The organism is Actinoplanes lobatus (genome assembly GCF_014205215.1).
In the GTDB taxonomy this organism is placed as follows: Bacteria; Actinomycetota; Actinomycetes; order Mycobacteriales; family Micromonosporaceae; genus Actinoplanes; species Actinoplanes lobatus.
The window spans coordinates 10,056,736-10,081,852 of record NZ_JACHNC010000001.1 but is presented as its reverse complement, the minus strand read 5'-3'; the positions used below and the strand labels follow the sequence as shown (position 1 = coordinate 10,081,852).

The 25,117-nt window shown below is 71.9% G+C and carries 17 protein-coding genes; 10 read left to right on the top strand and 7 right to left on the bottom strand.

Features of this window, described 5'->3' with window-relative positions; all coding sequences use genetic code 11:
- Nucleotides 1-3 precede the first annotated feature (3 nt).
- Genes pglZ through BJ964_RS45695 form a run of 5 tightly spaced genes read right to left on the bottom strand, consistent with a single transcriptional unit; the run spans nucleotide 4 to nucleotide 10,706 of the window.
- A complete protein-coding gene (gene pglZ / locus BJ964_RS45715; protein WP_188126501.1) occupies nucleotides 4-2,499 on the bottom strand; it encodes a BREX-1 system phosphatase PglZ type A in 2,496 nt (831 codons plus the stop codon).
- A complete protein-coding gene (gene pglX / locus BJ964_RS45710; protein WP_203832553.1) occupies nucleotides 2,492-5,998 on the bottom strand; it encodes a BREX-1 system adenine-specific DNA-methyltransferase PglX in 3,507 nt (1,168 codons plus the stop codon). Before pglX ends, pglZ begins: the two co-directional genes overlap by 8 nt.
- Entirely contained in the window at nucleotides 5,995-9,489 is a 3,495-nt protein-coding gene (gene brxC / locus BJ964_RS45705; RefSeq protein WP_188126500.1) for a BREX system P-loop protein BrxC, read from the bottom strand. Before brxC ends, pglX begins: the two co-directional genes overlap by 4 nt.
- A 6-nt stretch (nucleotides 9,490-9,495) precedes the next feature.
- Nucleotides 9,496-10,095, bottom strand: a complete 600-nt coding sequence (locus BJ964_RS45700; protein ID WP_188126499.1) for a DUF1788 domain-containing protein — start codon at nucleotides 10,093-10,095, stop codon at nucleotides 9,496-9,498.
- Complete coding sequence (locus tag BJ964_RS45695) at nucleotides 10,095-10,706, bottom strand: DUF1819 family protein (protein WP_188126498.1); 612 nt, start codon at nucleotides 10,704-10,706, stop codon at nucleotides 10,095-10,097. The genes BJ964_RS45700 and BJ964_RS45695 overlap by 1 nt, the downstream gene beginning before the upstream one ends.
- 284 nt (nucleotides 10,707-10,990) lie before the next feature.
- Here BJ964_RS45695 and BJ964_RS45690 point away from each other — a divergent pair, with 284 nt between their 5' ends.
- A complete protein-coding gene (locus tag BJ964_RS45690; protein ID WP_188126497.1) occupies nucleotides 10,991-11,506 on the top strand; it encodes a vWA domain-containing protein in 516 nt (171 codons plus the stop codon).
- 435 nt (nucleotides 11,507-11,941) lie between these two features.
- Here BJ964_RS45690 and BJ964_RS45685 read toward each other — a convergent pair whose 3' ends face one another.
- Nucleotides 11,942-13,114 carry a hypothetical protein gene (locus tag BJ964_RS45685; protein ID WP_188126496.1) on the bottom strand — a complete coding sequence of 391 codons (1,173 nt, stop codon included), beginning with the start codon at nucleotides 13,112-13,114 and terminating at the stop codon, nucleotides 11,942-11,944.
- Nucleotides 13,115-13,196: 82 nt separating this feature from the next.
- On the opposite strand from BJ964_RS45685, the gene BJ964_RS45680 reads away from it, so the two are divergent.
- The 7 genes from BJ964_RS45680 to BJ964_RS45650 are packed head-to-tail and all read left to right on the top strand — an operon-like array spanning nucleotide 13,197 to nucleotide 21,207.
- The gene (locus BJ964_RS45680; RefSeq protein WP_188126495.1) at nucleotides 13,197-13,934 is read left to right on the top strand and encodes a vWA domain-containing protein; all 738 of its coding nucleotides are present in this window, start codon (nucleotides 13,197-13,199) and stop codon (nucleotides 13,932-13,934) included.
- A complete protein-coding gene (locus tag BJ964_RS45675) occupies nucleotides 13,921-14,841 on the top strand; it encodes a protein phosphatase 2C domain-containing protein (RefSeq protein WP_188126494.1) in 921 nt (306 codons plus the stop codon). The genes BJ964_RS45680 and BJ964_RS45675 overlap by 14 nt, the downstream gene beginning before the upstream one ends.
- Entirely contained in the window at nucleotides 14,838-15,965 is a 1,128-nt protein-coding gene (locus BJ964_RS45670) for a hypothetical protein (protein WP_188126493.1), read from the top strand. Before BJ964_RS45675 ends, BJ964_RS45670 begins: the two co-directional genes overlap by 4 nt.
- The gene (locus BJ964_RS45665; protein WP_188126492.1) at nucleotides 15,955-18,588 is read left to right on the top strand and encodes a hypothetical protein; all 2,634 of its coding nucleotides are present in this window, start codon (nucleotides 15,955-15,957) and stop codon (nucleotides 18,586-18,588) included. Before BJ964_RS45670 ends, BJ964_RS45665 begins: the two co-directional genes overlap by 11 nt.
- A complete protein-coding gene (locus BJ964_RS45660) occupies nucleotides 18,588-18,980 on the top strand; it encodes a hypothetical protein (protein ID WP_188126491.1) in 393 nt (130 codons plus the stop codon). Before BJ964_RS45665 ends, BJ964_RS45660 begins: the two co-directional genes overlap by 1 nt.
- A 23-nt stretch (nucleotides 18,981-19,003) precedes the next feature.
- The gene (locus BJ964_RS45655) at nucleotides 19,004-19,513 is read left to right on the top strand and encodes a hypothetical protein (protein WP_188126490.1); all 510 of its coding nucleotides are present in this window, start codon (nucleotides 19,004-19,006) and stop codon (nucleotides 19,511-19,513) included.
- The gene (locus tag BJ964_RS45650; RefSeq protein ID WP_188126489.1) at nucleotides 19,510-21,207 is read left to right on the top strand and encodes an Hsp70 family protein; all 1,698 of its coding nucleotides are present in this window, start codon (nucleotides 19,510-19,512) and stop codon (nucleotides 21,205-21,207) included. The genes BJ964_RS45655 and BJ964_RS45650 overlap by 4 nt, the downstream gene beginning before the upstream one ends.
- Here the strand turns inward: BJ964_RS45650 and BJ964_RS45645 are convergent.
- A complete protein-coding gene (locus BJ964_RS45645) occupies nucleotides 21,192-22,628 on the bottom strand; it encodes a vWA domain-containing protein (protein ID WP_229807159.1) in 1,437 nt (478 codons plus the stop codon). The two genes, BJ964_RS45650 and BJ964_RS45645, sit on opposite strands and share 16 nt — an antisense overlap.
- Before the next feature lie 43 nt (nucleotides 22,629-22,671).
- Between BJ964_RS45645 and BJ964_RS45640 the strand changes: the two genes are divergently transcribed.
- The gene (locus BJ964_RS45640) at nucleotides 22,672-23,940 is read left to right on the top strand and encodes a hypothetical protein (protein WP_188126487.1); all 1,269 of its coding nucleotides are present in this window, start codon (nucleotides 22,672-22,674) and stop codon (nucleotides 23,938-23,940) included.
- Nucleotides 23,940-25,115 (top strand): hypothetical protein, encoded by a 1,176-nt coding sequence (locus BJ964_RS45635; protein ID WP_203832554.1) that lies wholly within the window; start codon nucleotides 23,940-23,942, stop codon nucleotides 25,113-25,115. Before BJ964_RS45640 ends, BJ964_RS45635 begins: the two co-directional genes overlap by 1 nt.
- Nucleotides 25,116-25,117: the final 2 nt, after the last annotated feature.

Here is a 25,117-nt window from a genome sequence, read left to right as displayed (position 1 = left end):
CCCTCAGAAGTCGAAGTCGGACGTGAACGAACGCCGCAGCGTGTACATCGCCCGGGCGTACGGCCGCCACTGGCTGGTGTTCGGGATCGGCTCCTCCAGACGGAACTCGACCGCCCGGTTGTTGTGGTCGTTCGCCTCCTGCGTGAGCAGCAGCACCACGTTCTGGTAGCGGTCCCGGGTGTCCGCCGACTCCTGATCGAACACCAGCTCCGGCCGGTCGGAGATCAGCACGTCCCCGGCGTACAGGCAGGCCCGCAACTGCCGCGGCCGCACCTTCTCGCTCACCGGCCGGGTCTGGTACAGCTTCACCACCAGCTGCCCCGTCGTGATCTTGTCGGTCTCCGGCAGCACCTCCACCCCGACCAGCTCGGTGTCGCTGCGCCGCTTCTTGCCGACCGTCAGCACCGGCACGACCACCTCCTGCAACGTCGCCCCGCCGTGCACGAAACGCGACCCGGCGCCCGGCAGCCGCAGCCGGTGCACCGACTTCGGCACCTGCACCTCCAGGTCCCCGGTCAGGCCCAGCCGGTCCGCGGTGAACGTGCTGAACGCCGGATCCTCGCGCAACCCGCGGCCCAGCACGTACCGGCGGTTGACCACCCGGATCTCGTCACCGGCCGGCTGCGTGGACAGGTGGAACGCGTCGGCCAGCGGCGTGTGCTGGAACAGGAACCCGTGGTCGGCGGTGATCAGGATGTTCGTGGCGTTCGCGTTCGCCAGCCGCTTCACCAGGTCGACCAGCTCCCGCATGGTCTCCTCGGCGGCCTCGAACACCCGGGTCTCGGTGGCCGGCTTGTCACCGGTCGCGTCGATCCGGTCGTGGAAGACGTACAGCACCTGATGCTGCTGGTACAGCTCCCGCAACTCGTCGCGGGTCAGCGCCAGCACCGCCTCCGCCTGGATCGCCCGGCCACCCGCCGCCGCCAGGATCCGGCTCCGGTTCGCGGTGCCGTTCGACGGCATCCCGTCGACCAGCACCGGGTCGCCGCCGGGGGAGTGCCCGATCGTCGTGTGCGGCAGCAGCGCCGCCATGCCCAGCTGGGTGTAACTGGGCAGCACCCCCAGCACCGCACCCAGCGTCGCGTCGAACCGGTCCTCCTGCCGGATCCGGGACCCCAGCTCGTCGGCGATCTCGTAGCGCAGCGCGTCGGAGACGATCACCACGGCCCGGCGGCGGCCGTCCCGGATCACCGGCTGGACGTGCTCGGCGAAGAACGACGTCTGCGGGGACAGCGCCGCCGACCGCCACCGGTCGGCCGTGTCCACCTGCCGCTGCCACGCGGCGCCCAGCTCGTACAGGAACTTGTTGGTGTAATGCCTCTCCACCCGGGCCCGCAGACCCTCCAGCGGAACCGGCGATTCGGCGGTCCGCGCCGCGTGGATGAACCGGCGGTACAGCTGGTCGATGCGGAACCACTCGGTGCGGTACCGCTCCAGGCCCTCGTCGAACGACCGCATCGACAGATCCAGGCCACCGATCGCGGTGAGCAGGTCGGACGCGCTGACGATCGCCGCGTACAGCTGGCGGTGACCGTCGAACCAGACACTGCTCTGCCGCTGCCGGACCGCCTCGGTCACCTCGCGGGCGGTGACCGTCCGCTCGTCGACACCGCGCGCCAGATCCCGCACGATCCGCTGCTCGGTCTCCTCGAAGACGTCGGTCCCGAGCAGGTCGCGGTAGCCGGTATCCCGGATGCCCTCGGCGTACCCGGTGGTGGCGGCCACCCGCCGGGCCAGCGTCTTCATCGCCTCCCGGCTGCGCACGTCGTAACGCAGGCTGCCGAAGTCCCGGGCGATGTTGTGCAGCCCGCCGGCGCCGTCGGCCCGGAAACCGCGGTCCGCCTCCCGGAACAGCCACAGCACGAAGTCGTCGACACCCGGCCGCGACGAGGAGTAGCCGTAGATCGACGCCGTGCCCCGCCAGAAGAACTCGTCCAGACCGTGATCGGCCAGCGCCTCGAACCGGGGCCGGGACTCGCCGGCGTGCTCGGTCAGCACCGTCCGGGTGATCTCCAGCAGGCTGTGCTCACGCTGCCCCAGCAGCACGGCCGACATCTTCGCCCGCAGCAGCCGGGCGTCGTCGGCCGGCCCGAGCAGCGCCCGCAGCGCCTGCACCCGCTTGGCCGAGCCGAAGAACCGCTCGTGCGCCCGCAGCACCTCGTCCACACCCTCGGCGGTCAGGCCCAGCTCCTGGCGCACCAGCGACACCCGGTCCGCGGTGAACACCCCGTACATCAGCTCCAGGTCGAGCAGCCAGTTGCCGATGTCGGCCGGCACCGGGCCCGGCCGGTAGACCAGGAACCGCCGGTCCGGCTCGGCCCGCAGCATCCGGTGCTTGAGCCCGTACTCGTTGTTCTCCACCCGGACGATCCGCACGTCACCCAGATCCAGCGAGTCCAGCTCGCCCGCGTACTCGCCGTCCGGGTCGTGCCAGAACACCAGCCGGTTCGTCTCGAACCGCCGCCGCAGATGGGCCCGGATGGTGGCCGGCTCACTCATCGGCGGACTCGAGACCCTGGATCCGCCGCAGCGCCGCACCGAACCGCGGGTAGTTGGCCCGCACCCCGTCGTCCAGGTCGAGCGCCAGCTGCCGGGTCGCCAGCGGGTACAGCACGTCGTGCTCGTACTCGTCCAGCTCGACCAGGATCTTGCGCAGCCGGTCCAGCTCCTTCTGCGCCGCGGCCCGGGCCCGCGGAGTGCCCGCCGGGTCCACCGACAGCCGCTCCTGGTGCTGCCGGTTCGCCTCCAGCTTCGCCCGGAACTGCCGCAGGTACTCGTTGAGCACCGTGGACACCGTCGACGGCTGGTAGCGGTGCAGGTACACCAGCGCCGTGAAGGAGCCCTTCGCGCTGGAGAACAGCCAGTACACCGGCCGCTTGCGATACCGCTGCACGTGGTCCTTGTAGAACGACTTCACGAAGTAGTCGCGGACGTCCTTCACACCCAGGGCGGCGGTGACCCACCGCAGGTTCTCCTCCAGGTGCCCGTCACCGAACACCACCCGCAGGAACTGCCGGAACCGGCCCACGATGTCGTCGTCGAACCACTCGCCGTCGACCACCGGGATCACGTTGTCCTGATCCGGCGGGAACGACGGCCGCGGCACCCGGGCCAGATAATCCGCCACGGTCGCGCCGGCGTGCCCCAGGACCAGGCCCGGCTCGTCCAGGCTGTACCGGCCGAACATGCAGCCCACCGCGTACGAGACCAGATCGGCGGCACGCTCCCGCGCGTACAGTCGCTCCTGTTCCTCGGCCGGCTTGCCGGCGAACCGGAACTCCGGATTGCCGAACAGGGTGATCTTCGCGGGCGACACCTCGGTGTCCGCCTCGCCGTCCAACAGGTAGGCGGCGGCGACCTCGGCATTGAGCCGGGTCTCCAGCTCCCGCGCCCGCCCGGCCGTCGCCACCCCGGCGGCGAAGCTCGCCGCCACCGCGTCGGCCAGCCGGCCCGGACCGGCCTCCACCAGATCCAGGGTCCGGAAATCCCAGGACGCCTCGCGGGCGTCCCAGTCCGCCCGGTGGATCTCCACCAGCTCCCGCACCGTCGCGGCCGTCCCCTCCGGCACCTCCGGGACCGGCAGCTGCGCCAGCGTGCCCACCTCGAAGTTCATCCGCGACGACGTGGCGGCCAGCAGATCCCGGGCCACCGTCGAGTTGCAGACCGCCGCCAGCCGCAGCAGATCCTGCTCGGACGCGAAGATCGACGTGCCCGCCACATCGAAGATGAACCCCTGCGGATACCAGCGGAACGCGGCCTTGGCACCCACCTTCGACCACGACACCGACGGCAGGAAGTAGTAGCCGGTGTTCTGCGCGCGCGACCGCGGCCGGCCGGTCTCGATGCCGAACGACCGGATCTCCGCCCCGTCGTCCTGCCAGTTGACGACGAACTCCTGGTTGCCGTACCAACGGCGGAACTCGCCGCCCTTGTTGTACGGGAACCACCGGAAGTCCGAGGCCAGCGCCTCGTCACGGGCCAGCCCGAAACCGGTACGGTCGGCGCTCACCTCGTGCCACTGCCGCACGAACCGGCCGTTGTCCGCGGTCGCCAGGCCCTGCCGCGGCTCGCCGACCTCGGCCAGCGGGCGGCCCAGCCCGAACGCGCGCAGCATCGCCCCGGACAGCCAGTACGCCACCGGCACACCCGGCACCTGCCGCAACTGCCGGACCGACGCCGCGTACACCGGTCGCCGCCCGGCCACCGACTCCAGGTAGGCGGCGCTCATCACCGCCTCACCGCGCTCCTCGACGAGCCGTACGAAACTGCCGGACAGATCCGGCTGCCCCTCGTTGACCAGCACGAACGCGGTGGCCGCGACCACCTCACCGGCGATCGTGTCGAACGCGCCGGCGTCCAGGTGGGCCATCGTCACGATCGCCTGGTCACGCAGCAGCCCGTCGCGCAGCGCCGCGTACGAACTGAGGAACATCCACGCCTGCATGGTGATCATGCCGACCATCGCCCGCGGCGCCGCCAGCGCGGTGCACCGCTCGATGAACATGGCGAACAGGTCCGTCTTCGTGTTCGGGTACTCCCGCTTGGCGAACTCGGACAGCAGCGCGTTCATGTTGCCGTTGCCCATGTAGGGCGGGTTCGCGACCACCGCGTGATAGCCCCGCGCCAGATACCCGGCCTGGGTGAGCACCCGCTCGGCCCGCCGCCGCAGATCCGCCGCGAGCAGGTCACCCTCCTCGACCGGAAGAGCGTCCAGGTGCCCGCGCAGCCGCCCGATCAGATCGCCGCGCGGCCGCAGCAGCGACCCCAGCGTGTCGGCGTTCTCGAACAGGGTCCAGAACGCCTCCTCGGCCACGCGGTCCCCGGCCGGCGTGACGAGCGTGTTCAGCTCGCCCGGCGCGAACGACACCGGCTCCAGCACACAGATGTTCGGCGCCACCCGCCGGTTGAAGAACGTCCGCTGCCGGGCCCGCGCCTTCATCGTCAGCGCGAACGCCGCCAGCGCCCCCGCCCGCGGGTCGATCTCGGTGCCGTGCAGGTTGTGGGTGAGGATCAGCCCGGGGATGTCCGACGGGGCGTACCCCTCCTCCTCGTAGATCGCGTAGAGCAGATCGAACGCGTAGGTCAGCATGTGGCCGGAGCCGCACGCCGGGTCGATCACCCGGATCTCCTCCGGGCTTTCGATCTTGGCGTACGACGTGAGTTCGTCCCCGGACGGCGCGAGGTAATAGTCCATCCGCGCGGCCAGCGCCGACCCCGGCCGGTTGAGCAGCCACAGCCGGCCCACCGAGTTCTCCACCAGGTACCGGACGATCCAGTGCGGCGTGAACAGCTGCGTGGCGGGCGGGATGTCGACGGCGCCCGCCTTGCGGTTGCGGCCGAACTCGGCGAACACCTCGTCCTTACGCTCCGAGATGTAGAACTGGTACAGCCAGCCGATCACCTCGACGTCCCGGCAGACGTCCTCGGTCAGCACCGCCACCGTCCGCGCCGGCACCGAGTCCTCGGCCAGCAGATTCGTCGGGATCAGCAGCTCGGTCCAGTCGCCCTCCCGCTCGAACATGAACGGCATCGCCCGGTTCCAGTACCGGCAGTACTCGGCCAGCAGGAGCGCGTACGCCTCACCCTGCGGATCGGCGCTGCGCCGGGTCCCGTCCAGCAGCCCGGCGATCGCCTCCGCCGCGCGCCGCCCGGACACCACCTCCGGGTCCAGGTTGCCGCGCTTCGCCTCGGCCAGCACCTCCGGCTGCCCGGAGACCAGACCGGCGGCCGGGGACACCACCCCGATACCGGTGTAGCCGTTGGCGTCCATGAACCGCAGCGCCACGATCCGGTTGAACCAGGTGTACGCGACCCGATCGGCCACCGCGTCCCGGCCGGCCGCCGCGATCGCGCGTTCCATCGCGGCCACCGCGTTGGGCTGCTCCACCCGCTCGGCCGACGCCGGGGCGAGCACCACCGCGATCCGGGCCGTCACCTCACGGATCAGGGCGGTACGCGCCCAGGTGGCGAACGTCTTCAACCGTGCCGTGTCGATCACAGTGCGATCCGCTTCCCATCGTCCAGAGTCGACAGCAGGGCGGCGCGCAGCGCGTCCACGTACCGGTCGACGTCCTCAGGTTTCTCCAACAGGCCCCGCACACCCGCCGCCTTGACCGACCGGATCGACACGATCGGCCGCACCGGCGCCGGAGCCGGACCGTCCCCACCGCCCGGCGCGGGCGCCGGCGGCACCAGCCGTTCCAGAAGGCCGGGGTAGACGACCGACTCGAACGAGTTGCCGAGCTCCCGGATGAACGCGATCTGCGTCTCGGCGGCCACCTGCCCGAGGACGCGGTCGATCGCGGCGGCCACCTCCACCCGGGCCGCCTCCGGAGCCTGCGCCCAGAACCGCCCGGCCACCAACTCGGCCCGGCGGGCGTCGATCGCCCCGGCCACCATGGCCCGCGCCCCGGACAGCGCCTCGTCGAGCAGCGCCCGCAGCGTCGCGGCCGCCTGCCGCAGCCGCGTCATCCCGTTGCCGCGGAACGCGTTGCGGTCCGCCAGCAGCCGCCGCACCTCGGCGTCGCTGCCGGCCGGCAGATAGCCCAGGTTGTTGGCGTTCCCGGTGAGCAGCGCCGCCGCCTCGTCGTAGATGACCCGCTGGGCGCCCCCCAGGAAGGACAGGATCGGGTCGATCACGTCCTCCTTGGCCTCCAGCAGCTCGTCACCGAGGCCGAAACCGGTCAGGTACCACTCGTCCGGCCTGCCGGTGACCTGCTCCAGCAGCTCCACCGGGCCGGCCAGCTGCCCGGTGAACGGGTACGGCGAGCCGGTCATCCGCGACCGCAGCTCGTCCAGCCGCGACCTCAGCCGGCCGGCGCCGTACCGGGCCGCCTCCAGCGGGTCCCGCGGCACGCTCGCATCATCGAAGAAGTCGGTGCAGAACTTGCGGAACGCGGCGACCCGCCGCTCGTCGAAGACCTTCTGCGGGGCCACCACGGTGTGCGCGTGCTTCTGCGTGTTGCGCAGCACGGTGGCCACCTCGCTGCGGCGCACGGCGTTGCCGTCCATCGACAGCGACACCTTCGAGGTGCCGACCAGCCAGGCGATCACCACCTCGGCCGAGGCCAGATCCCATCCGTACGGGCGGGACTGGAACGTGTCCACCACGGTCTTCACCGTCACCTGCTCGCCACGCCGGTCCCGGCCCAGCACGAACGAGTGCACCTCCTCGCCCGGCGCGGTCAGCGTCGACAGCCCCGGCCCCTCGACCAGCACCGCCGGATCCGGGCTCGCCGCCTGCGCGATCTGCTGCTCGGTGTAGCGCAGCCCGCCCAGCAGGCTCAGATGCACGTAGGTGCGCCCGATCAGCTCCTGGAAGCCGTCGGTCACCCGGGCCAGCGCCTCCTGCGCCCCGGACACCACGGTCGCCGCGTTGATGATCAGCTCCGCCTTGCCGACGGCCCGCCGGACCCGCTCGACGATCTCCCGCTCGCGTTCCACGTTCTGCGCCGCCTTGGAGCGCAGGATCTGGTCCTCGATCGCCGAGATGGACGTCGTCTGCTTGCGCTTGAGGTACTTCTCGCTCTTGATCAGCAGCCGCAGGTCGGCCAGCGCCCGCTCGTCCGGCTCCAGCACCACCCGCAACTCGTCCTTGCCCGCGCTGTGCATCCGGATCTCCTCCGGACCGTACGGGTACTCGGGCGTGATGAAGTGCACGGTCAGCTCACGCTGCGGCCCGTACTGCTGGTCGTCGAGCCGGTAGCCGAACGCGAAGTCCTGGCCGTTGCGCGCGTACCGCAGCTTGGTGGTCTTGATGACGTCCCCGGAGAGCATCCGCAGCAGCCGGTTGCCCACCTCGGACCCGTCGATCTCGACGTTCTTGATCTCCTCCTCGATGACCTGTTCCTCATTGGTCAGGTACTCGTAGAGGTTGCCGTTGCGCTGCACGTACGTCTGCGTCTCCAGCAGCGTCAGCGCCGCCTGCACCCGCCGCGCCAGATCCGGCAGATCCAGCCCGAACCGGTCGTAGACCAGCACCGTCAGGTTCCGCGGACTGGCGTGGAAGCCCTCCACGTACTTCACCAGGAACAGCGCCTTGAGCAGCCGGACCGCCAGCGGATCGTCGGCGATGTGCCGCTCGGCCAGGTCGATCGACCGGCGCGCCGCCGACTTCAGCGACGCCCGGATCCCCGCGAACATGTGGTCGAAGGTGGCCAGCGTGCCCACCTCGACGTCACCGATGTCCTTGGCCACCTGCTGCACCACACCCAGCATCGAGCGTTCACCGACCGAGCTGTTGCGGCCCTCGAAGACGTTGTGGTCGGAGATCCCCTCGATCGCGGCCTGGAACAGCGGGAACTGGTAGCTCACGAACGGGTACGTGCCGGTGAAGTGCGCCTCGTCCGCGTAGTTGCGGTAGGTCTTGCCACCGTCCACGAAGTCGAACAGCGTCTTGAAGTTCGCCGACTCCCGGTCGTAGATGGCCCGCAGCTCACCGGCGCCCGGCCCGTTCTTCTCCAGCAGCCGCTTACGGATGACCTCCTCCACGTCCGCGCTGGTCAGCTTCACCCGGGTGGCGAACCGCGCCTGGATCTTGGAGAAGTCGTTGCCCTGTTGCCGGGTGCGGTCCCCGACGACCTTGTCCATGTCCTCCTGCGACGTGACGAACACCCAGGCCCGCCCCTGGCAGCGGGTGTTCAGCGACTCGGCGATCGTCTGGAGGTTCAGCATCAGGTGGGTGTTCGTGCCGATGAACTGGCCCACCTCGTCGACGAAGAAGTTCAGCCGCAGACCGGCCGGCTGCCGGTCCAGCCACGTCCGCACCTCGTCGGCGAAGTCCTCGATCGACATCGAGTACTCGTTGCGGTACTTCGTCAGGATGTTCGTCGGCGCGCCCTCGGTCTGGCCGCTGACCACCGCGTACGCCCGAGCCACATTGCCCTCTTCGAGGACGCCCTCCTCCCGGCCCAGCGACCAGTCCCGGCCGGAGATCCGCGCGTACTCCGCCTTGAACGCCTCGTACTGGCCGCGGTTGTCCAGATCCCGCTCGAACCGGGCGACATGCCCCTGATTGCCGAAGTAGCCGCGGCTCTCGTCGAACACCTTGACGAACACCCGCAGCAGCGCGTCCCCCTGATCCTTCTTGCTGATCAGGGTCGCCTTCTGGTCGATGTTGAACAGCAGGCTGCGCGCCGGGATCCGGTCCGCCCGGTCCAGCAGCGCCGGCAGGAACGCCCCGTGCGCCTTCTCCCGGAAACTCGCCGACACCCGCTCCCGCGGGAACCGCTGCCCGTCCACCTCACCGAGCAGATGGGCCAGCATCTTGAGCAGGTGCGACTTACCGGAGCCGAAGAAACCGGAGATCCACACCCCGTTGGCGGTGGTGTAGTTCGTGTACGCCTCGAGCAGCAGCTCCAGGCCCTTGGCCGCCTCGTTGGTGAGCACGTACTCGTCCACCTCGGTGCCGAGGTGCGCGACGTCGTCCGCCTTGATCACGCCCTCGATCGGGCGCTGCACGTCCTTGGCGAAGATGTCGTTGAGCCTCATCGGGATCTAGGCCTCCTGCTCCAGGATGTTCTTGGCGCGGTAGTACTGGTCGTCGGTGAGCCGGCCGAACAACACCAGGGACGAGCCCAGCGTGTCGGACTGCTCGTAGCGGCCCGGGAAGAACATCAGCATCGGCCGCCCGGTCACCACGCTCTGCAGGTTGTTCAGCACGTTGTGCGAGCGGATGTACGGAAAGACCTCACCGATACCGGTCAGGAACACGATGTCGCAGTCCCGCTCGGCCAGCCTCGCCCGGATCGCCGGAGCCAGATGCCGCTGCGGATCGAGCATCCCCTGCAACAGCTCCCGGAAGTCGTCACGGTCCTGCTCCGGCTCGATCCCGAGCAGCCGGTCCCACACACCCCGCGCCTGGAGGATCTCCACCGCCAGGTCGTACAGGTCCACCTCCAGGACCTCGACACCCTGGGCGCCGAGCCGGTTACGCAGCCGCCGCTTCGCCCGGCCCACCTCGAGGGCGTCCTCCGGCGCGTACGGGTAGATGAAGAACGGCACCTCGTTGCCCAGGCCCTCCATGGCCAGGAACCGCTTGCCGCTGAGCACCGCGAACAGGTGCTCCTCCTGCCGCGGCAGGTCACTCGCCGTCATCACGCCCCCGGCACCTCGCTGATCGTCGGAAAGAAACGCACCTCGCCCGGCCGCAGCACGCCGACCGTCCGCGGCGACAGCACCGCCCCGGCCAGCCCGCCGCTCTCGGTCAGGAAACCGGCCTCGTGCAGCATCCGGAACAGATTCGCCCGCAGCTTGCGCGCCGTCGACGTGGTCAGCCCGGCCAGCTCGTCGTGCCACACCGCCTTGCCGCGTACGAAACCGTCGAAGTCGTCGTGGGTCAGCGCCGGCACGCGCAGCAGGAACCGCTCCCGCAGCACCTCCTCGGCGAAGTCGCCGATCAACCGGTACCGCCGGCAGGCCGCCAGCCACAGCAGATGCCCCCGCTCGGTGGCGGTCGCACCGGCCAGCGCCTCGATCTCGCCACCGGACAGCACTGACAGCCGCTGCACCACCTCACGGGCCAGCCGTTGACCCGACGTCACGGTCCGCGCCTGCAACAGGTTCTGCGACTCGATCCGCGCCCGCACGCGCGCCCAGTCACGCTCCGCCAGGAACACCGGCGCGACCACCGCCGCCTCCCGGGCCAGCAGGGCGCCACTGGTGAACGACAGCCGGTACCGCGCACCGGCGTCGGTGTCCCCCGCCACCGGCCCCTCCTTCCACCGGCGGAAACCCACGTCGCCAGGCCAGGGTCGACCTTATCGACCCGGCCCGGGCCATCCCACCCCGGCCCGCCGGTGGGTAGCCGGGGTGGGATGGCCCGGGCCGGCCCGCCGGTGGGTAGCCGGACAACATGACGGATCAGCGCACGGTCTCCGACGTGGTGATGCCCGGCTCGTACGCTCGCCGGGCCGAGGACCGCCTCCGCCCGGAACGCGCCGACGAGGGCTACCACGACCCCACCTGAGACACCGGTCCGTCAGGTTCTGACGTGGCCGTCGTTTACCTGCTGCTGGACGTGTCCGGATCGACCGTGCGGCACGGCTTCCACCAACGGGCCGCCCAGGCGCTGCCGGCCGTCGTCGACCGGATCGAACGCGCCCGCGGCGACCAGGCCTGGCTCGGCATGGTGACCTACGCCGACCAGGCCGCCCTGCTGATCCCGCTGACCCGGGTCACCGGCCTGCACCACCTGCCGGTACCCCGCCCCGGCGGCTTCAGCTCCCTGGCCGCCGGGCTGCGGATGCTCGCGAGCTGCACCGCCCACGACACCGACCAACTCGCCGCCGACGGCTTCGCCACGCCCCGCCCGATCGTCGTGATCGTCGCCGACGGCCTGCCTACCGACCGGGACACCGACGTCCTGGCCGCTCGCGCCTCCCTCGACGCCGACGTGCACGCCCTGCTCCCTGACCACGTGCCGGCCCTCGCCGCCGCGGGCCTCCGCGCCACCCTCCACCGTCACGGCCCCGATCACCTGCCAGACCTCGTGGAAACCCTCCTTTAACCCCATTCCCGGTACGCCCACGCACCCCGCCCCGCCTCGAGCGGGCGGCGCGCCCCGCACCCTTCTCCACCTGTGATCTTGGACGATTAACCACCGCATTCGGTGGCTTGGCGTTCAAGATCGCCGAGGCGCTCGAGCGGGCGATCGCTCGAGCGGGCGAGCGGGCGAGAGGGCGAGCGGGTGGCGCGGGCGAGCGGGTGGCGCGGGCGCGGGCGGGCGGGTGGCGCGCCCTCTTTTGCCTGCGATCTTGGGTGATTGGCCACTGGAATCGGTGGCCGGGCGTTCAAGATCTCGGGTGGGCGCCTGGGGCGACCTGGGGGGCCACCGATCTGCGCCCGGCGGGCGCGGCACGGGCGGGAGTGGGCAGTCAGGTCGCGGGGTGGGGCGGGACTGTCCTGGTGAGACGGGGGCGGGGTCGTGCGTACCGGGAAGGGGTTAAAGGTTCAAGAGGGTTGCGGGGCCCAGGCGGGGCACCTCGGTGAGGGAGTCGATGGGTGCCGTCCAGGTGCCGGACGGGCCGGCGACCAGGAGCAGGTCGCGGGTTGCGGCGATGGCGTGTGGAGCGCGGGTGGAGCGGGCCACGCCGGCCGGATGGTCGACGCTGCGCCACTGCCGGGCGCCGTCCAGGTCGTAGGCGAGCAGATGGCCCGTCACCGTGTACGCCAGCAGCCACCGGCCGGCCAGGGTGAGCGTCGCCAGTCGGGCCGGGGGATCGACCGGCGTCCAGTCGCCGATGCCGGTGGCCAGATCCCAGCGGGCATGGGCCGTCGTGCCGGCCTCGGTGAGCGCCGCGAGCCACACCGTCCGCCCCGACACAGTGGCCGCCGCCAGTGCGGTCAGCCGTTCACCCGACGGCGCCGGCGGCACCGCGAGCGACGATGCACCGCCCCAGTCGCGCAGGGCCGCGTGCTCGATGCGTACCCGGTCAGGTGTCCAGAAGACGTCGATCGTGCCGCCGTCCGTGCAGACCGCGGCCAGCGGATAGCGCACCTGGTCGGCGGCCGCCACGATGCGCGGTTCGTCGCCGGTGTGGCGGTACGGGCGCGGTTCGTCGCCGGTGTGGTGGTGTGGGCTCGGCTTGTCGCCGGTGTGGGGGTGGAGGCTCGGTTCGCCGTTGGTGAGGCGGTGGGCGAACACGCCGCCCGGGCCGGTCCAGAGCACGTGGCCGCCGGCGAGGGCCACGTCGCGGGAGGTCGCGCCGGGTGGGGAAGCCACCCGCCGCCACGTGCCGGCGGAGCCGGTGAAGACTCCGGAGCCGGTCACCAGGGCGAGTACCGGGCCGTCGCCGAGCGCCACGGCGGCCGGCGGGCCGGGTGACTCGGCGGGCGTGTCCGGGTCGTCGCCGGACCAGGCGGCCAGCAACTGGCCGGCGATCTCCGGGCGCAACCCGGCGTATCCGGTGAGGCGGTCCCGGGCCTGGTCGGCGTGCCCTCCGGCGAGCAGCTCCGGCACCCCGGCCCGGGCCGCGGCGACCAGCAGGGCGACGGTCCGGTCGTCGCCGGGCAGCAGATCCTCCAGGGCGCGGGCCAGCCGGTCCGGCTCGCCGGCCAGCGACGGGTCGTAGCGCAGGGCGGTCCGCAGGGCCGTGGTCGCGGCCGAGACATCCACCGATGTTCCTCCTGTCCGTCAGTTAACGGCGAGCGGAGATTACCGCCGCTTGATGGTTTTCCGGGGACGAGAGGAAAGTCCGATGACCACATCCGCGACGGACACCCACGGCGACGACCGGCTTTTGGTCCTGCCCTTCTACATCGTCGTGGACGTCTCGCTGTCGATGAGTGTTCCGCAGGGCGGCGACAAGTCGGCGATCCAGGCGGCCAACGAGATCCTGCCGACCGTGATCGACGGCATCGAGGCGTCGCCGACGCTGGGCGACGTGGTTCGCCTCGGCGCCGTCGACTTCTCCGACGACGCCCGGGTCGTGCTGCGGCTCGACGACGTGCGCAACGTCAACCCGATCCCGCAGTTCACGGTGCGGGGCGCCACGTCGTACGCGGCCGCGTTCCGCCTGCTGCGCCAGGAGATCGAGAAGGACTACGCGCAGCTGCGCGGCGACAACTACAAGGCGTACCGGCCGGCGGTCTTCTTCATCACCGACGGCGAGCCGACCGACGACCAGTCCGACATCGTCGCCGCCTACAACGAGCTCACCGACCCGTCGTTCAAGCTGCGGCCCAACCTGATCCCGTTCGGCGTGGGCACCGCCACCAAGGACCAGCTCGACCAGTGGGTCTACCCGAAAGAGGGATCCAAGAAGCCGATGCGCAGCTACGTGATGCGTGACGGCGCCGACCCGGCCAAGGCGATCACGAAGGTCGCCGAGATCCTGCTGTCCAGCGTCATCGCCTCCGCCCAGTCGGTCAGCGAGCAGGGCAGCGGCGGCGGCTTCGTGCTGGACGACGAGGACCTCGACAGTGACTGGAACTGAGGTCGCCTGGGCACGGCACCCCAACGGGCGGTGGATCGTCGGCGACGCCGGCAACCAGCCGTCCGTGGTGGCCGTGCCCCCGGTCCTGGTCCGCCGTCGCCCGGACGTGACACTCGACGGTGGCCGCGTCGGCATGCTCGACTACCGGGCCGCCAGCCTGCGCGGCATCGGCCATCTGGAGACGGGCAGACCCCGGCAGGATTCGTACGTCGTGACCGTCACCCGCGACGACCACTGGCTGGTCGGTTGTGTCGCCGACGGGGTGTCCGACGGCCGGATGTCGCACCGGGCCGCCGACCTGGCCTGCGAGAAGCTCGCCGCGGAACTGATCGACGGGCTTGCCGCCGGCCCGGACGCCGACCTCGGCACATTGGACTGGGCGGCCGGCGTGGCCGGGGTCAACGCCGCCATCCACCGGGAGTTCCTGCACACCGCCAAGGTCGAGGAGGCGGCCCTCGCCGACGTCCGCGCGCTCATGTCGACGACGGCGGTCGCCTTCGCGGTGGCCACCCAGGCGGACGCCGACGGCACCCACCGGGCGGTGGTCGCGTCGCTGGCCGGCGACTCGGCCGCGCTGATCCTCGACGGCGACGGCTGGCGCCCGGTGACCGCCGTCAAGGGCGACGGCGAGGAGGTGGCCTCCAACGCGGTCCGGCCGCTGCCCCGCGAGGTCGAACCGGAGCCGGTGACGCTGACCCTGCGGCCCGGCGACGTGCTCGCGGTGATCACCGACGGCATCGGCGACCCGATGGGCAGCGGCGGCGGGGTGGTCGGCCGGTTCCTGGCCGAGCAGTGGGCGGAGCCGCCGGACACCATCGAGTTCGCCAACCAGGTCGGCTTCTACCGCAAGACCTTCATGGACGACCGCACCGTGATCGCCGTCTGGGTCGCCCCGGAGCCGACATGACCACTGATCCGGAGACGGTCGGCAAGGGGGTGCTCGGGCGGCTCGACCACCTGGGCAAGGGCGGCACCGCGGTGATCTACCGGCTGCCCGGCTTCCAGTTGCCCGGCCACCCGCCGTTGGTCTACAAGGAGTACAAGGACCGGACCAGGACGATCGCCGGCCCCGCGCTCAAGCGGGGCCTGCTCGACCTGGTCCGGCGGCGGCTCGCCATGACCGACCAGCAGCGCGCCGCCTGGGACAGGCTGGTCACCTGGCCGTTGCGGGTCGTCGTCGACGGCGACGAGGCGTGCGGCATCCTCCTGCCGCTCATCCCGGCCGCCTACTTCCAGGACCTGCACACCCGCTCCGGGCAGCGGCGGCGGGTGCCCCGCGAGGTCGACATGCTGTTCGGCGACACCAAGGACATGGCCCGCATCGGCCTGCCCGCCACCAGCGGAGAGCAGCGCCGCGCGGTCGCCGTGCAGATCGCCCGGGTGTGCGCCCTCACCCACCACCGCAACGTGGTGCTCGGCGACATCTCCGGCCGCAACATGGTCTACGACGTGAGCGGCCCCCGGCCCCAGGTGATGATCATCGACGCGGACGCGGCCCGCGTCGAGGGCAGCCGCGGCGCCTTCGGCGGCCAGCCGCAGACCCCGCACTGGGAACCGCCCGAGGCGCTGCTCGCCGCCTCGCAGCTGCGCGCCGCCCGCAAACGCGGCGACCAGAAGTCGATCAACACGCTGCTGCCGCGGACCACCGTGCAGAACCGGGCCACCGACGTCTACAAGCTCGCCCTGATGCTGGTCCGGGTGGTCGACAACGGCCGCGGCAAGGCGGTCAACCGGAAGCCGGACGCCGCCCTGCGGATCTTCCGCCGGGCCTGGGGGAAACCCGCCGCCGAACTGCTGGAACGCGCGATCGGCGCCGCACCGGACGACCGGCCCGCCGCCCGCGAGCTGTACGAGTCGATGCGGCCCGGCGGACCGCCCGCGCCGAAACCACGACCACAGCAACAGCCACAGGTCCCGAAGCCACGCCCGCCGGACCCGCCGAAGACCGGCACCGGTCCGATCGAGAACGGCAAACGGGCCGGATCGTTCGTCTTCGTCGAGGGCCGGGGGTGGGTACGCGATGGCAGATGACCCGGGCAGGTGGTGCCGTGCCTGCGGGACGACCGCCGGTGACGGCGCCGGGAACTGCGCCGAATGCGGCACCGACCTGACCGCCCCGGCGGCCGGGGACGCCCGCATCGGACAGGTGGTGGTGCTCCCCGGACTGTTCCTCACCCGTACCGGGATCGTCGTGGCCGCGACCGGCGACACGCTGTCCGTGCTCGGCAAGGGTGACCAGCCGAACAGCGTCGGCGCCGCCGAGTTCGCCCGGATGCGCCACGTCGACGTGCCCGGACCGGCGGTCATCGGCGAGGCCGGCCGGCTCTGGGCGGCCTCCCACGCGGCCGGCGCCGGCGCGGTCAAGGCGTCCTGGAACGACGCCCGCCTCAAGACGTACGCCGACGACCTCGCCGGCCGCGACCTGGGCCGCCGCCGGGCCGCCGCGGCGGACGCCATCGCACTCGGCCGGCAGTTCTGGCTGCCGCAGGCCAAGCTCACCGAGACCGAACTCTGCTGGTACCAGGCCCGCCAGGCGGCGCTGCGCGGCGACCTCGGCCAGATGATGGCCTGGCTCGCCAAACTGCCCGTCGGCCGGTACGCGGTCCGGATCCCGCTGCTGCTGTCGCACACCGCCGGGCTGCTCGCCGACACCGGCCTGGCCGCGCAGGCCGCCGCCCAGCTCGCCCCGTTCGAGGACACCGACCCGGACGCCCGCGCCCTGCGCCACCTGCTCGACCAGGACGCCGACGATCTGGTCCAGGTGACCGTCGCCTACGCCGCCACCAGCGGAGTCCCGAAGGCGGTGGCCGCCGCCGAGCGGATCCGGGACCGCCGCCGCATCCCGATCGAGCCGCATGCCGGCCCGAACACCCGGGCCCTCGACGCCTACTTTGCCGGCCTCAACGGAACCAACCTCGACCAGTACGCCGGACTGCTCACCGAGCTACCCGAGGCGCTGCTCGACGACCTGGTCGACGCCCACGCCCTGACCAAGGTCGACGCCGACGGCACCGCCCGCGGCGCCTACCTGCGATGCCGGCTGCACCCGGGCCGGGTCACCCCGGACGAGCTGGCCGCCGCCGGGTTCACCGCCGAACAGGCCCGCCGCCACTACCTGGCCCGCGACACCGAGGCCCTCGACGCCCTCGACGGCACCGACCCCGCCGTCGGCCACTACCGGGCGCTGCTCGCCTTCGTCCGGGACCGCGACCGCGGCCACGCCGACGAGCTGTGGCCGGAGACCCGTGCCCTCGTCGACCTGATCGACGGCGGCGGCGAGGTCCCGGAACAGCTCGCCGCCGACCGGTCCGCCTGGCCCCTGCTGCGCGACGCCGCCCTCCAGGGCCGGATCACCGTCCCCGAGCACGTCAGCACCGCCCACCCCGACTTCGCCGCCTGGTACGGGCTGTGCCGCCTCACCCGCCTGGTCTACGACGGCGACTGGGAGGGAACCGTCCGGCTGGCCCGCGCGATCGGCCGGGCCACCCGCGGCGGGCCGCTCGCCGACGAGGTCGCGAGCCTCGTGGCGTACGCCAAATGGCAGCTCGGCGACCACGACGGCGCGCTCGCCGCCCTCGACACCGGACCGGCCGCCAGGTTCCGTGCCGGTCTCACCCTGAACGCCTCGGTGATCGCCGCCGAGCAGGGTTCCGCGGCCGCGGAGGCACCGCTGGTCCGGCTGGCCCGTGAGGCCCCCGACCAGCGGCTGCGCAACGGCGCACTGATCAAGGCGCTGGGGTTGTGGATCGGTGACGACGCGGTCACCGAGTACCCGCCGGAGCTGGCCGCCCTGGTGCACGGCCGGCTCGCCGACCAGATCGACGACGACGACTTCTTCCTGGACCTGGTCAAGTTCAGCGCCAACAACGACGCGTCCTGGGTGGCCGCCACCCCCGCGATCCGCGCCACCGGCTGGAACCAGGCCGACATGGTGCGCTACTTCCAGACCCGCTGCCGGATCCTGGAGGAGCACCGGCCGGAGACGTTCGCCGACCTGGCCGAGGTGTTGTCGCAGATCTGGCGGCGCGACCCCCGCCCGGAGTGGCAGGCCCGCGAGCGGGACTGGTTCGCCGACCTGCTGCTCGACCTGGTGCACCGCGACTTCGGCGAGGCGGCCGGCCTGGCCGGGGTGATCGAGCTCCTGCTCGACGGCGGCGTCCTGGAACCCCGCGCACGGCTGATCCTGTCCATGCAGGCCGGCGGCCACCTGGCCATGGGCCTCGGCGACGACCAGGACCTGCGGCCGGAGTCGGAGAAACGGTTCCTGTTCGAGCCGGCGTACGAGTTCCTGCGTACCCGCGACGAGTTCCCCGAGCCGGTCCGCGAGGCCCTCGCCGAGGAACTGGGCCGCTGTCTGGGCGTCGCCGCGTTCGCCCTCGGCAACGCCATGTCCCGCGCCGTCGACAACCTCGGCGACCAGTACAACGAACTCGTCGAACGCCGCAGCTGGGACCGCAGCAACGACTGGTCGCTGTCCCGCATCCAGCTGGAGCTCCTCGACCACATGCAGACGATCGTCGACCGGATGCGCGCCTACCAGGTACTTCTCGTCCAGTTCCCGCTGGACGGCCCGATGAACGAGATCCCGGACATGCTGCGCGGCCAGGCGGACGCGCTCGCCGGACAGATCGACACGCTCCGGGGGGACTTCTGATGGCCGACCGCAACCCGTACGTCATCCTCGGCATCCCGTTCGGCGCCGGCCGTGAGGAGGCCAACCTCGCCTTCGCCCGCCGGGCCCGCCCGCTGCGCCGCCTCGGCGCCGAGGGCCGCGACCGGATGACCGAACTGACCTGGGCGCTCAACCAGATCGACGAGGCCATCAAGGAGCCGGACACGGTGCTGTGGCTCTACCGGATCCCGCACGACCCGGCGGTGCTCGCCCCCAGCGGACCGGGCGAGTTCGCGCCCAGGCCCCGGCCGATGGCCCGCCGCAGCGGCGACAGCGGCCCCGGCCTCGACGCCGTGCAGCGGGCCGCCGCCCGCGAACACCTGCGCCACCTCGTCCTCGACCGGGCCGGCCGGACCGCGATCCCGGCACCCTGACCACCGCATCCGAAGGGAAGACCGTGTTCGGCAGGAGACAGCAGCAGTTCGAGGCCATCGAGAAGATAGCCAAGCTCATCGACCAGATCGACCGCCGGGTCGAGCGGATCGAGACCGTCACCCTGGTCCGCGAACCGAGTACGGCCGCGGCCGCCGAGGCGTACGAGGGACTGCGCAAACAGGTCGTCGCCGCCGTACAGAACCGGACCAGCCACCTGTCGCAGCTGGCCCAGATCGACGCCGCCGTCGCACACGGCGCCGCCGCCGAGGACCTCGCCGAGCTGCTCGGCCGCTGTCTGGACCAGGCCGGCCTGGAGAAGGTTGACGACGCCGACGACCCTGAATCCACCCGCTACTTCAAGTTCGTCGGCGACCGCGACAGCGGCCGCCCCGAGGTGATCGAGGCCGCCTACGTGGACCGGGCGACCGGCCGCACGGTGCGGCTCGGCGTCGCCAAGTACGTGGGGCACCGGTCTCCACAGGACGAGGGGCACCGGTCTCCACAGGATGAGGGGGAGGAAGAAACAGAATGAGCGACGCTTTCGGGATCGACTTCGGCACCACCAACAGCGTTCTCGCCCGTACCACGGCGAACGGGGTCGAGGCCGTGCCGCTCGACCCCGGCCTGCCGCTGGAGTGGGCGAACCTCGAATTCGACCGGGTGCTGCCATCGGTCATCGGCTTCGAGGGCGGCGACCCGGTGTTCGGCTGGGCCGCCAAACGCCAGCGCACCGGCAAGCTGGAGGCGGTCAAGCGGCTGTTCGCCACGGAGGACTCGGTCACCATCGGCGACCAGGACCTCAAGGTCGAGGTGGCGGCCGCCATGTTCTTCCGGCACATCCAGCAGCAGGCCGCCGCGGCCGGCATCATCGCCAAACTCAACCGGGCCGTCGTCACCATCCCGGCGAACAGCCGCGGCCTGGCCCGCTTCCGCACCAAACTGTCCGCCGGGCTGGCCGGCATGGAGGTGCTCGCCCTCATCAACGAGCCCACCGCGGCCGCCATGGCGTACGCCCACGCGATCGGCCAGAACCAGCGGATCCTGGTCTTCGACTGGGGCGGCGGCACCCTCGACGTCACCGTCCTGCAGGCCTTCGACGGCGTCTTCATCGAGCAGGCGTCCAAGGGCGTGCAGCGGCTCGGCGGCCTCGACATCGACGACGCCTTCCGGGCCGCCGTCCTGCCGCAGATCCCCGGCTCGGCCGACTGGGACGACGAGAAGCAGGGCCTGTTCCGGCTCGACCTGGAACGCGCCAAGATCGAACTGTCGCAGCAGGACACCACCCGGATCCCGCTGCCGGGCGGCGGCTACCACCAGGTCAGCCGCGCCCTGCTGGAGGAGTCGGTCGCCGCCCTCGTCCAGCGCACCCGCGAACCCGTCGACATCTGCCTGCGCGACAGCCCCGGCCGCATCGACCACCTGGTCATGGTCGGCGGCAGCTCCAACATGCCGGTGATCCGCCGGTTCGTCTCCGACATCGTCGGCGTCGAGCCGTCCACCGGCGTCAACCCGATGCTCGCCGTCGCCCAGGGCGCCGCCATCGCCTCCGGCATCCTCCAGGGCACCGTCACCGACCTCGACTTCCACGTCGGCACCGAACACGCCCTCGGCATCGTGGTGCACAACGACTCGTCACCGCCGGAGGGCTCCTTCTCGGTGCTGATCCGCCGCAACACCAAGTACCCGGCCCGGGCCACCGACTCGTACGTGCCGGCCATGGACTTCCAGGAGCAGGTCAACGTCCAGGTGATCGAGGGTGACCCGGACAAGCCGATCGGTCACGAGGACAACGTGGTCCTCAAGGACTGGGACATCGACCTGCCCGAGCAGCGGCTGCGCACCGACGCCTCGTTCACCGTCACCTACGAGTACGACCTGGACGGCATCCTGCACGTCCTGGTCCGCGACCAGCGCACCGGCAACGTGCTCTCCGAAACGGAGGTCGCGGTCGGCGCCGCCGAGGACCGCACCCAGCTGCCCCTGATGCGCCGCAACGTGGACAGCCTGATGACCGTCGGCGCGACACCGAAACCGCGGATCTCCGCCGAGGCGCAGGCGGTCGTCCGCAAGGCCCGCGACAAGGTGCTGCCGTTCGTCGCCGACGACGACCGCGACACCCTGGAGAAACTGGTCACCGACCTGGAGGCGGCCGCCCCGGAGACCGAGAAGGACCGGACCGAGGCCCTCGAGGCGGAACTGCGCAACCACGCCTACCTGTTGTGGTGATCCCAGCTGAACGACGTGCCGGCCACCGAGACGGTGCCGCCCGGCGGGCAGGCCGCCGAACCGCGACTGCCCGCCGATCCGTCCGGTGAATAGCTGATCATCAACCGTACGTCGGACGAGCCCACGCCGGACCGGGCAGCGGTGATCTCACCGCTGCCCGGCAGGCCGGTCGCGTCCGCGCTGAGCACCACCCGGCGCCCGGACAGCGGCAGGACGCGCTGCTCGGCGCCGCCCCGCCGGATGGTCACGGCCCCGGTCAGCGGTGGGCTCAGCCGGCCCCGCCGCCAGCGGACGAGGACCACCGTGAGGGCGGCCAGCAGCACCGCCGTGGTCACCCACCACCACAGGCTGCCGCGCTGGGCGGAGAACTCAGCTGTGCCGGGCGCGGCCGCCGGCGCTCCGGCCAGGGTCAGCCCCAGATCCCCGGTCAGCACCGCCGACCAGGGGGAGTCCACCCGGGCGGTGAGCTGGAGATCCCGCTGCTCGGTCACCGTCTTCAACGGGGCCAGGGAGCGCGGGCCGGGATCCCAGTCGACGGTCACCGGCACCGTCACCGTCGCCCCCGGTGGCAGCTCGACCGGGCCGGGAGCGACCTCGGCGCCCGTCACCGCGAGGTCGGTCAGCACCAGCGGCACGTGCGGCATCGGATTCTCTACCCGCACATCGACGGTGGTCCGGCCCGCGCCGATCGGCTCGGCCGGCCACGTCACCCGCACCGGCTCGGTCACCTCGGCGGCCAGCAGACTGCGCGCCTTCGCGGCGCGGGCCTCGGCCTTCGGCCGGGCCAGCTGCGCGGTCAGCCGGTCCACCGACGTCGGCGCCAGCACGCTGGCGCCCGGGAACACCTTCCGCAGCAGGGTCGCGCCGGTCGCGCCGGAGAGCGGGATCGCGTACGCCCGAAGCGACACCTTGTTCAACTTCGCGGCCCGGTCGGCGAGCTGGTTCCAGTTGTGCCCCTGGGTCAGCGGGTAGGCGCTGCGCGGCCCCGGATCGTGCCGCCCGTCGGTCAGCAGCACCACCGTGGCCAGCGGCGGAGCGTCCGGCCGGGCCAGCGCCGTCACCCCCGCCTCCAGGGCCGCGCCGATGTCCGTGTACGCCCCCACCGCGTCCCGTGGCAGCCCGGCCGCCAGCTGACCCGGCTCCCGCCCCACCTGCCGGGTGACCGCCTTCGCCCGCTCGTCGAACGGCACCAGCGTCACCCGGTCCTCCGGGGCCAGCGCCGCGAAGAAGCCGGTCAGGCTTCGGCGCAACTGCTGGTACCGGGCGCCGCGCATCGACCCGGACACGTCCACCATCACCACGTAGTCGGACGCCACCCGGTCCACACCGAGAGCCGCGTACACCTCGTCGGGCCCGGCCGGTGGCGCCTGCGCGGGCGTCGCCGCCAGCAGCGTCGCCGCCACAGCCGCTCGGATCAGCATCACGCCGGTATCTGACGGACAGAGCTGTCCGTCAGATACCGGCGTGACCTTCGATTCCAGGGCCTACCTGCGGGACGTCGTCAACCCGCTGCGCGACCAGGTCGGCGCCCTGCCCGGCGACCTGGCCCGCCACTACGGCGTGGAACCCGGGATGACCAGCACCGAGATCGCCGACCGGCTGGGAAAGGTGCGCGAGTTCTGGGAGCAGCGCCAGGGCGGCTCCGGAGCGGCGGCCCGGGTCTGCGCCCGGATGCTGGACCGTGACGAGATCCTGCGGCGCGACCACGGCGACCGGATGCACTCCCCGGACTGGTGGACGTCCCTCCCGGAGGAGGAAGCGCCGGAGGAGTTCGAGGAGGATTTCGAGGAGGACGAAGAGCCGGAGCCGGTGAAACCGGTGGCCCATGTGGAGCGGCTCAGGGTCACCGTCACCGCCGAGGACCAGGACAGCGCCATCGCGCACATCGCCTGGCACACCCCGCCCTCCGGCCGGGTGTCGATCCGCCGCTCCCCGGTCCCGCCCGTCTGGCCGCCCGGCACCCCGGTCCGGGCCGCCGACCTGCGCGGATTCGGGGAACCGCTGGCCGGCGACCGCCTCACCGTCGGGCCGGAGTCGCAGATCGCGGTCCGGGTCCCCGGCGGCCCGCACGTCTACACCCCGTTCACCCTCGACGACCAGGGCGGCGGGGTGGTCGGCGAACCGGTCAGCGCCGGCGTCGCCGACTCGGTGCAGCAACTGCGCGCCCGGCGTACCGGGTCCGAAGTGGTCCTGTCGTGGATCTGGCCGCCGTCGATCAACCTGGTCGACATCACCTTCACCCCCGCCGACGGGCCGGTCCAGCGGCGGCGGATGACCCGCGGCGAGGTCGCCGAACAGGGCTGCCGGATCCCGGCCGGGGCCGGTGGCGGCCGGATCACGGTCTGCGCGGTGACCCGCACCCGCGACGGCGACCTGCTGTCCGCGCCACGGTCGGTGACCGTCGAGGGGGTGGGCGGCACGCTGACGTACCGGCTGCCCAAGGTGGGCGGGCCGCTCAGCCGCGGCCGCCGGATGCTGCGCGTCACCGTCGACCGCACCTGCGAGGGCGTCGAGCTGCGGCTGGTCGTGATGCCCGGCAACGCCCTGCCGGCCCGGCCGGACGCCGGCGAGACGCTGCTGCACTTCACCGGCCTCAGGTTCGAGGCCGGCACCCCGTGGGAGGTCCCGTTCACCGTGCCGCGCCACGCCCGCCCCGGCCGGCTGCGCTGCTTCGTGGTGTCACCGCGCGGCATCCGGGTCGTGGACCCGATCGACGAGATGAAGGTTTCCTGATGAACGTCGCCTGCCCCTACTGCTACGAGCGGATCAACACCCGCCGGCTCTGGTTCCGCTGCACCGGGCGCAAAGCCCCCGGCCGGCCGGCGTGCGTCCCGCAGAAGGACCCGGCCCGCAAGGAGCTGACCGGCATCGACGAGCTGGTCCTGCCGTCCTTCCCGGCGCCCGGCCGCGGCCTGCTGCCGGTCAACTCGGCGGTGCACGACGTCTGCAACGCCGTCTCCGGCGTCAAGGTGTGCCCGCACTGCCACAGCCGGATGCCACCGTCGTTCGGCGAGGGCCGCAGCCCGCTCATCGCCATGGCCGGCGCCCCGCACACCGGCAAGAGCGTCTACTTGCGCATCCTCGCCGACCAGCTGCGCCACGGCATGGGCCTGCGCTTCGGCGCCGACGTCAAGCTGATCGGCGACGAGCAGTTCAGCAACACCACCGGCCGCGCCGACTACCTCGACCCGGCCGGCGAGCTGTTCCCCGGCGGGCAGCTCTACGCCAAGACCCAGCAGGCCTCCGAGGGCCGCCGCGACCCGATCGTCTTCGGCTGGCGGCAGCGGCGCATGGGCCGGTACGACACCACGCTGCTGTCCTTCTTCGACACCGCCGGCGAGGACCTGTCGTCCATGTCGACCGTCGACAACCTGCGCTACCTGGGCGCCGCCGACGCGCTCATCCTGCTGCTCGACCCGTTCCTCATCCCGCGCGCCCGCGACCAGATCAACCTGCCCAAGTCGGCGTACACCACCAACCAGTCGACCGTGGACGTGCTCAACCGGGTCACCGACAACCTGCGCGAGAGCCGCCACCTGGGCGGCCGGAAGAACATCCCGATCCCGGTCGCCGTGGTCTTTGCCAAGATCGACGCGTTCTTCGACGTCTGGGGCGAGGACCACCCACTGGTCCAGCGACCGGAGCAGGGCCCCTACTACGACGAGACCGCCGGACGGGCCACCCACGAGTACGTACGCGGCCAGCTCGCCGACTGGGGCGCCCACGACGTCGACAACCACCTGACCCACAACTACAAGAACTTCCGCTACTTCGCCGTCTCCGCGCTGGGCGCCGAACCCGACTACGACAACGACATCATCGACCCGAACGGCGTACACCCCTTCCGGGTCGACGAGCCGCTGCTGTGGCTGCTCAGCCAGTTCGGCGTGGTGCCGGACAGGGGCTGAGC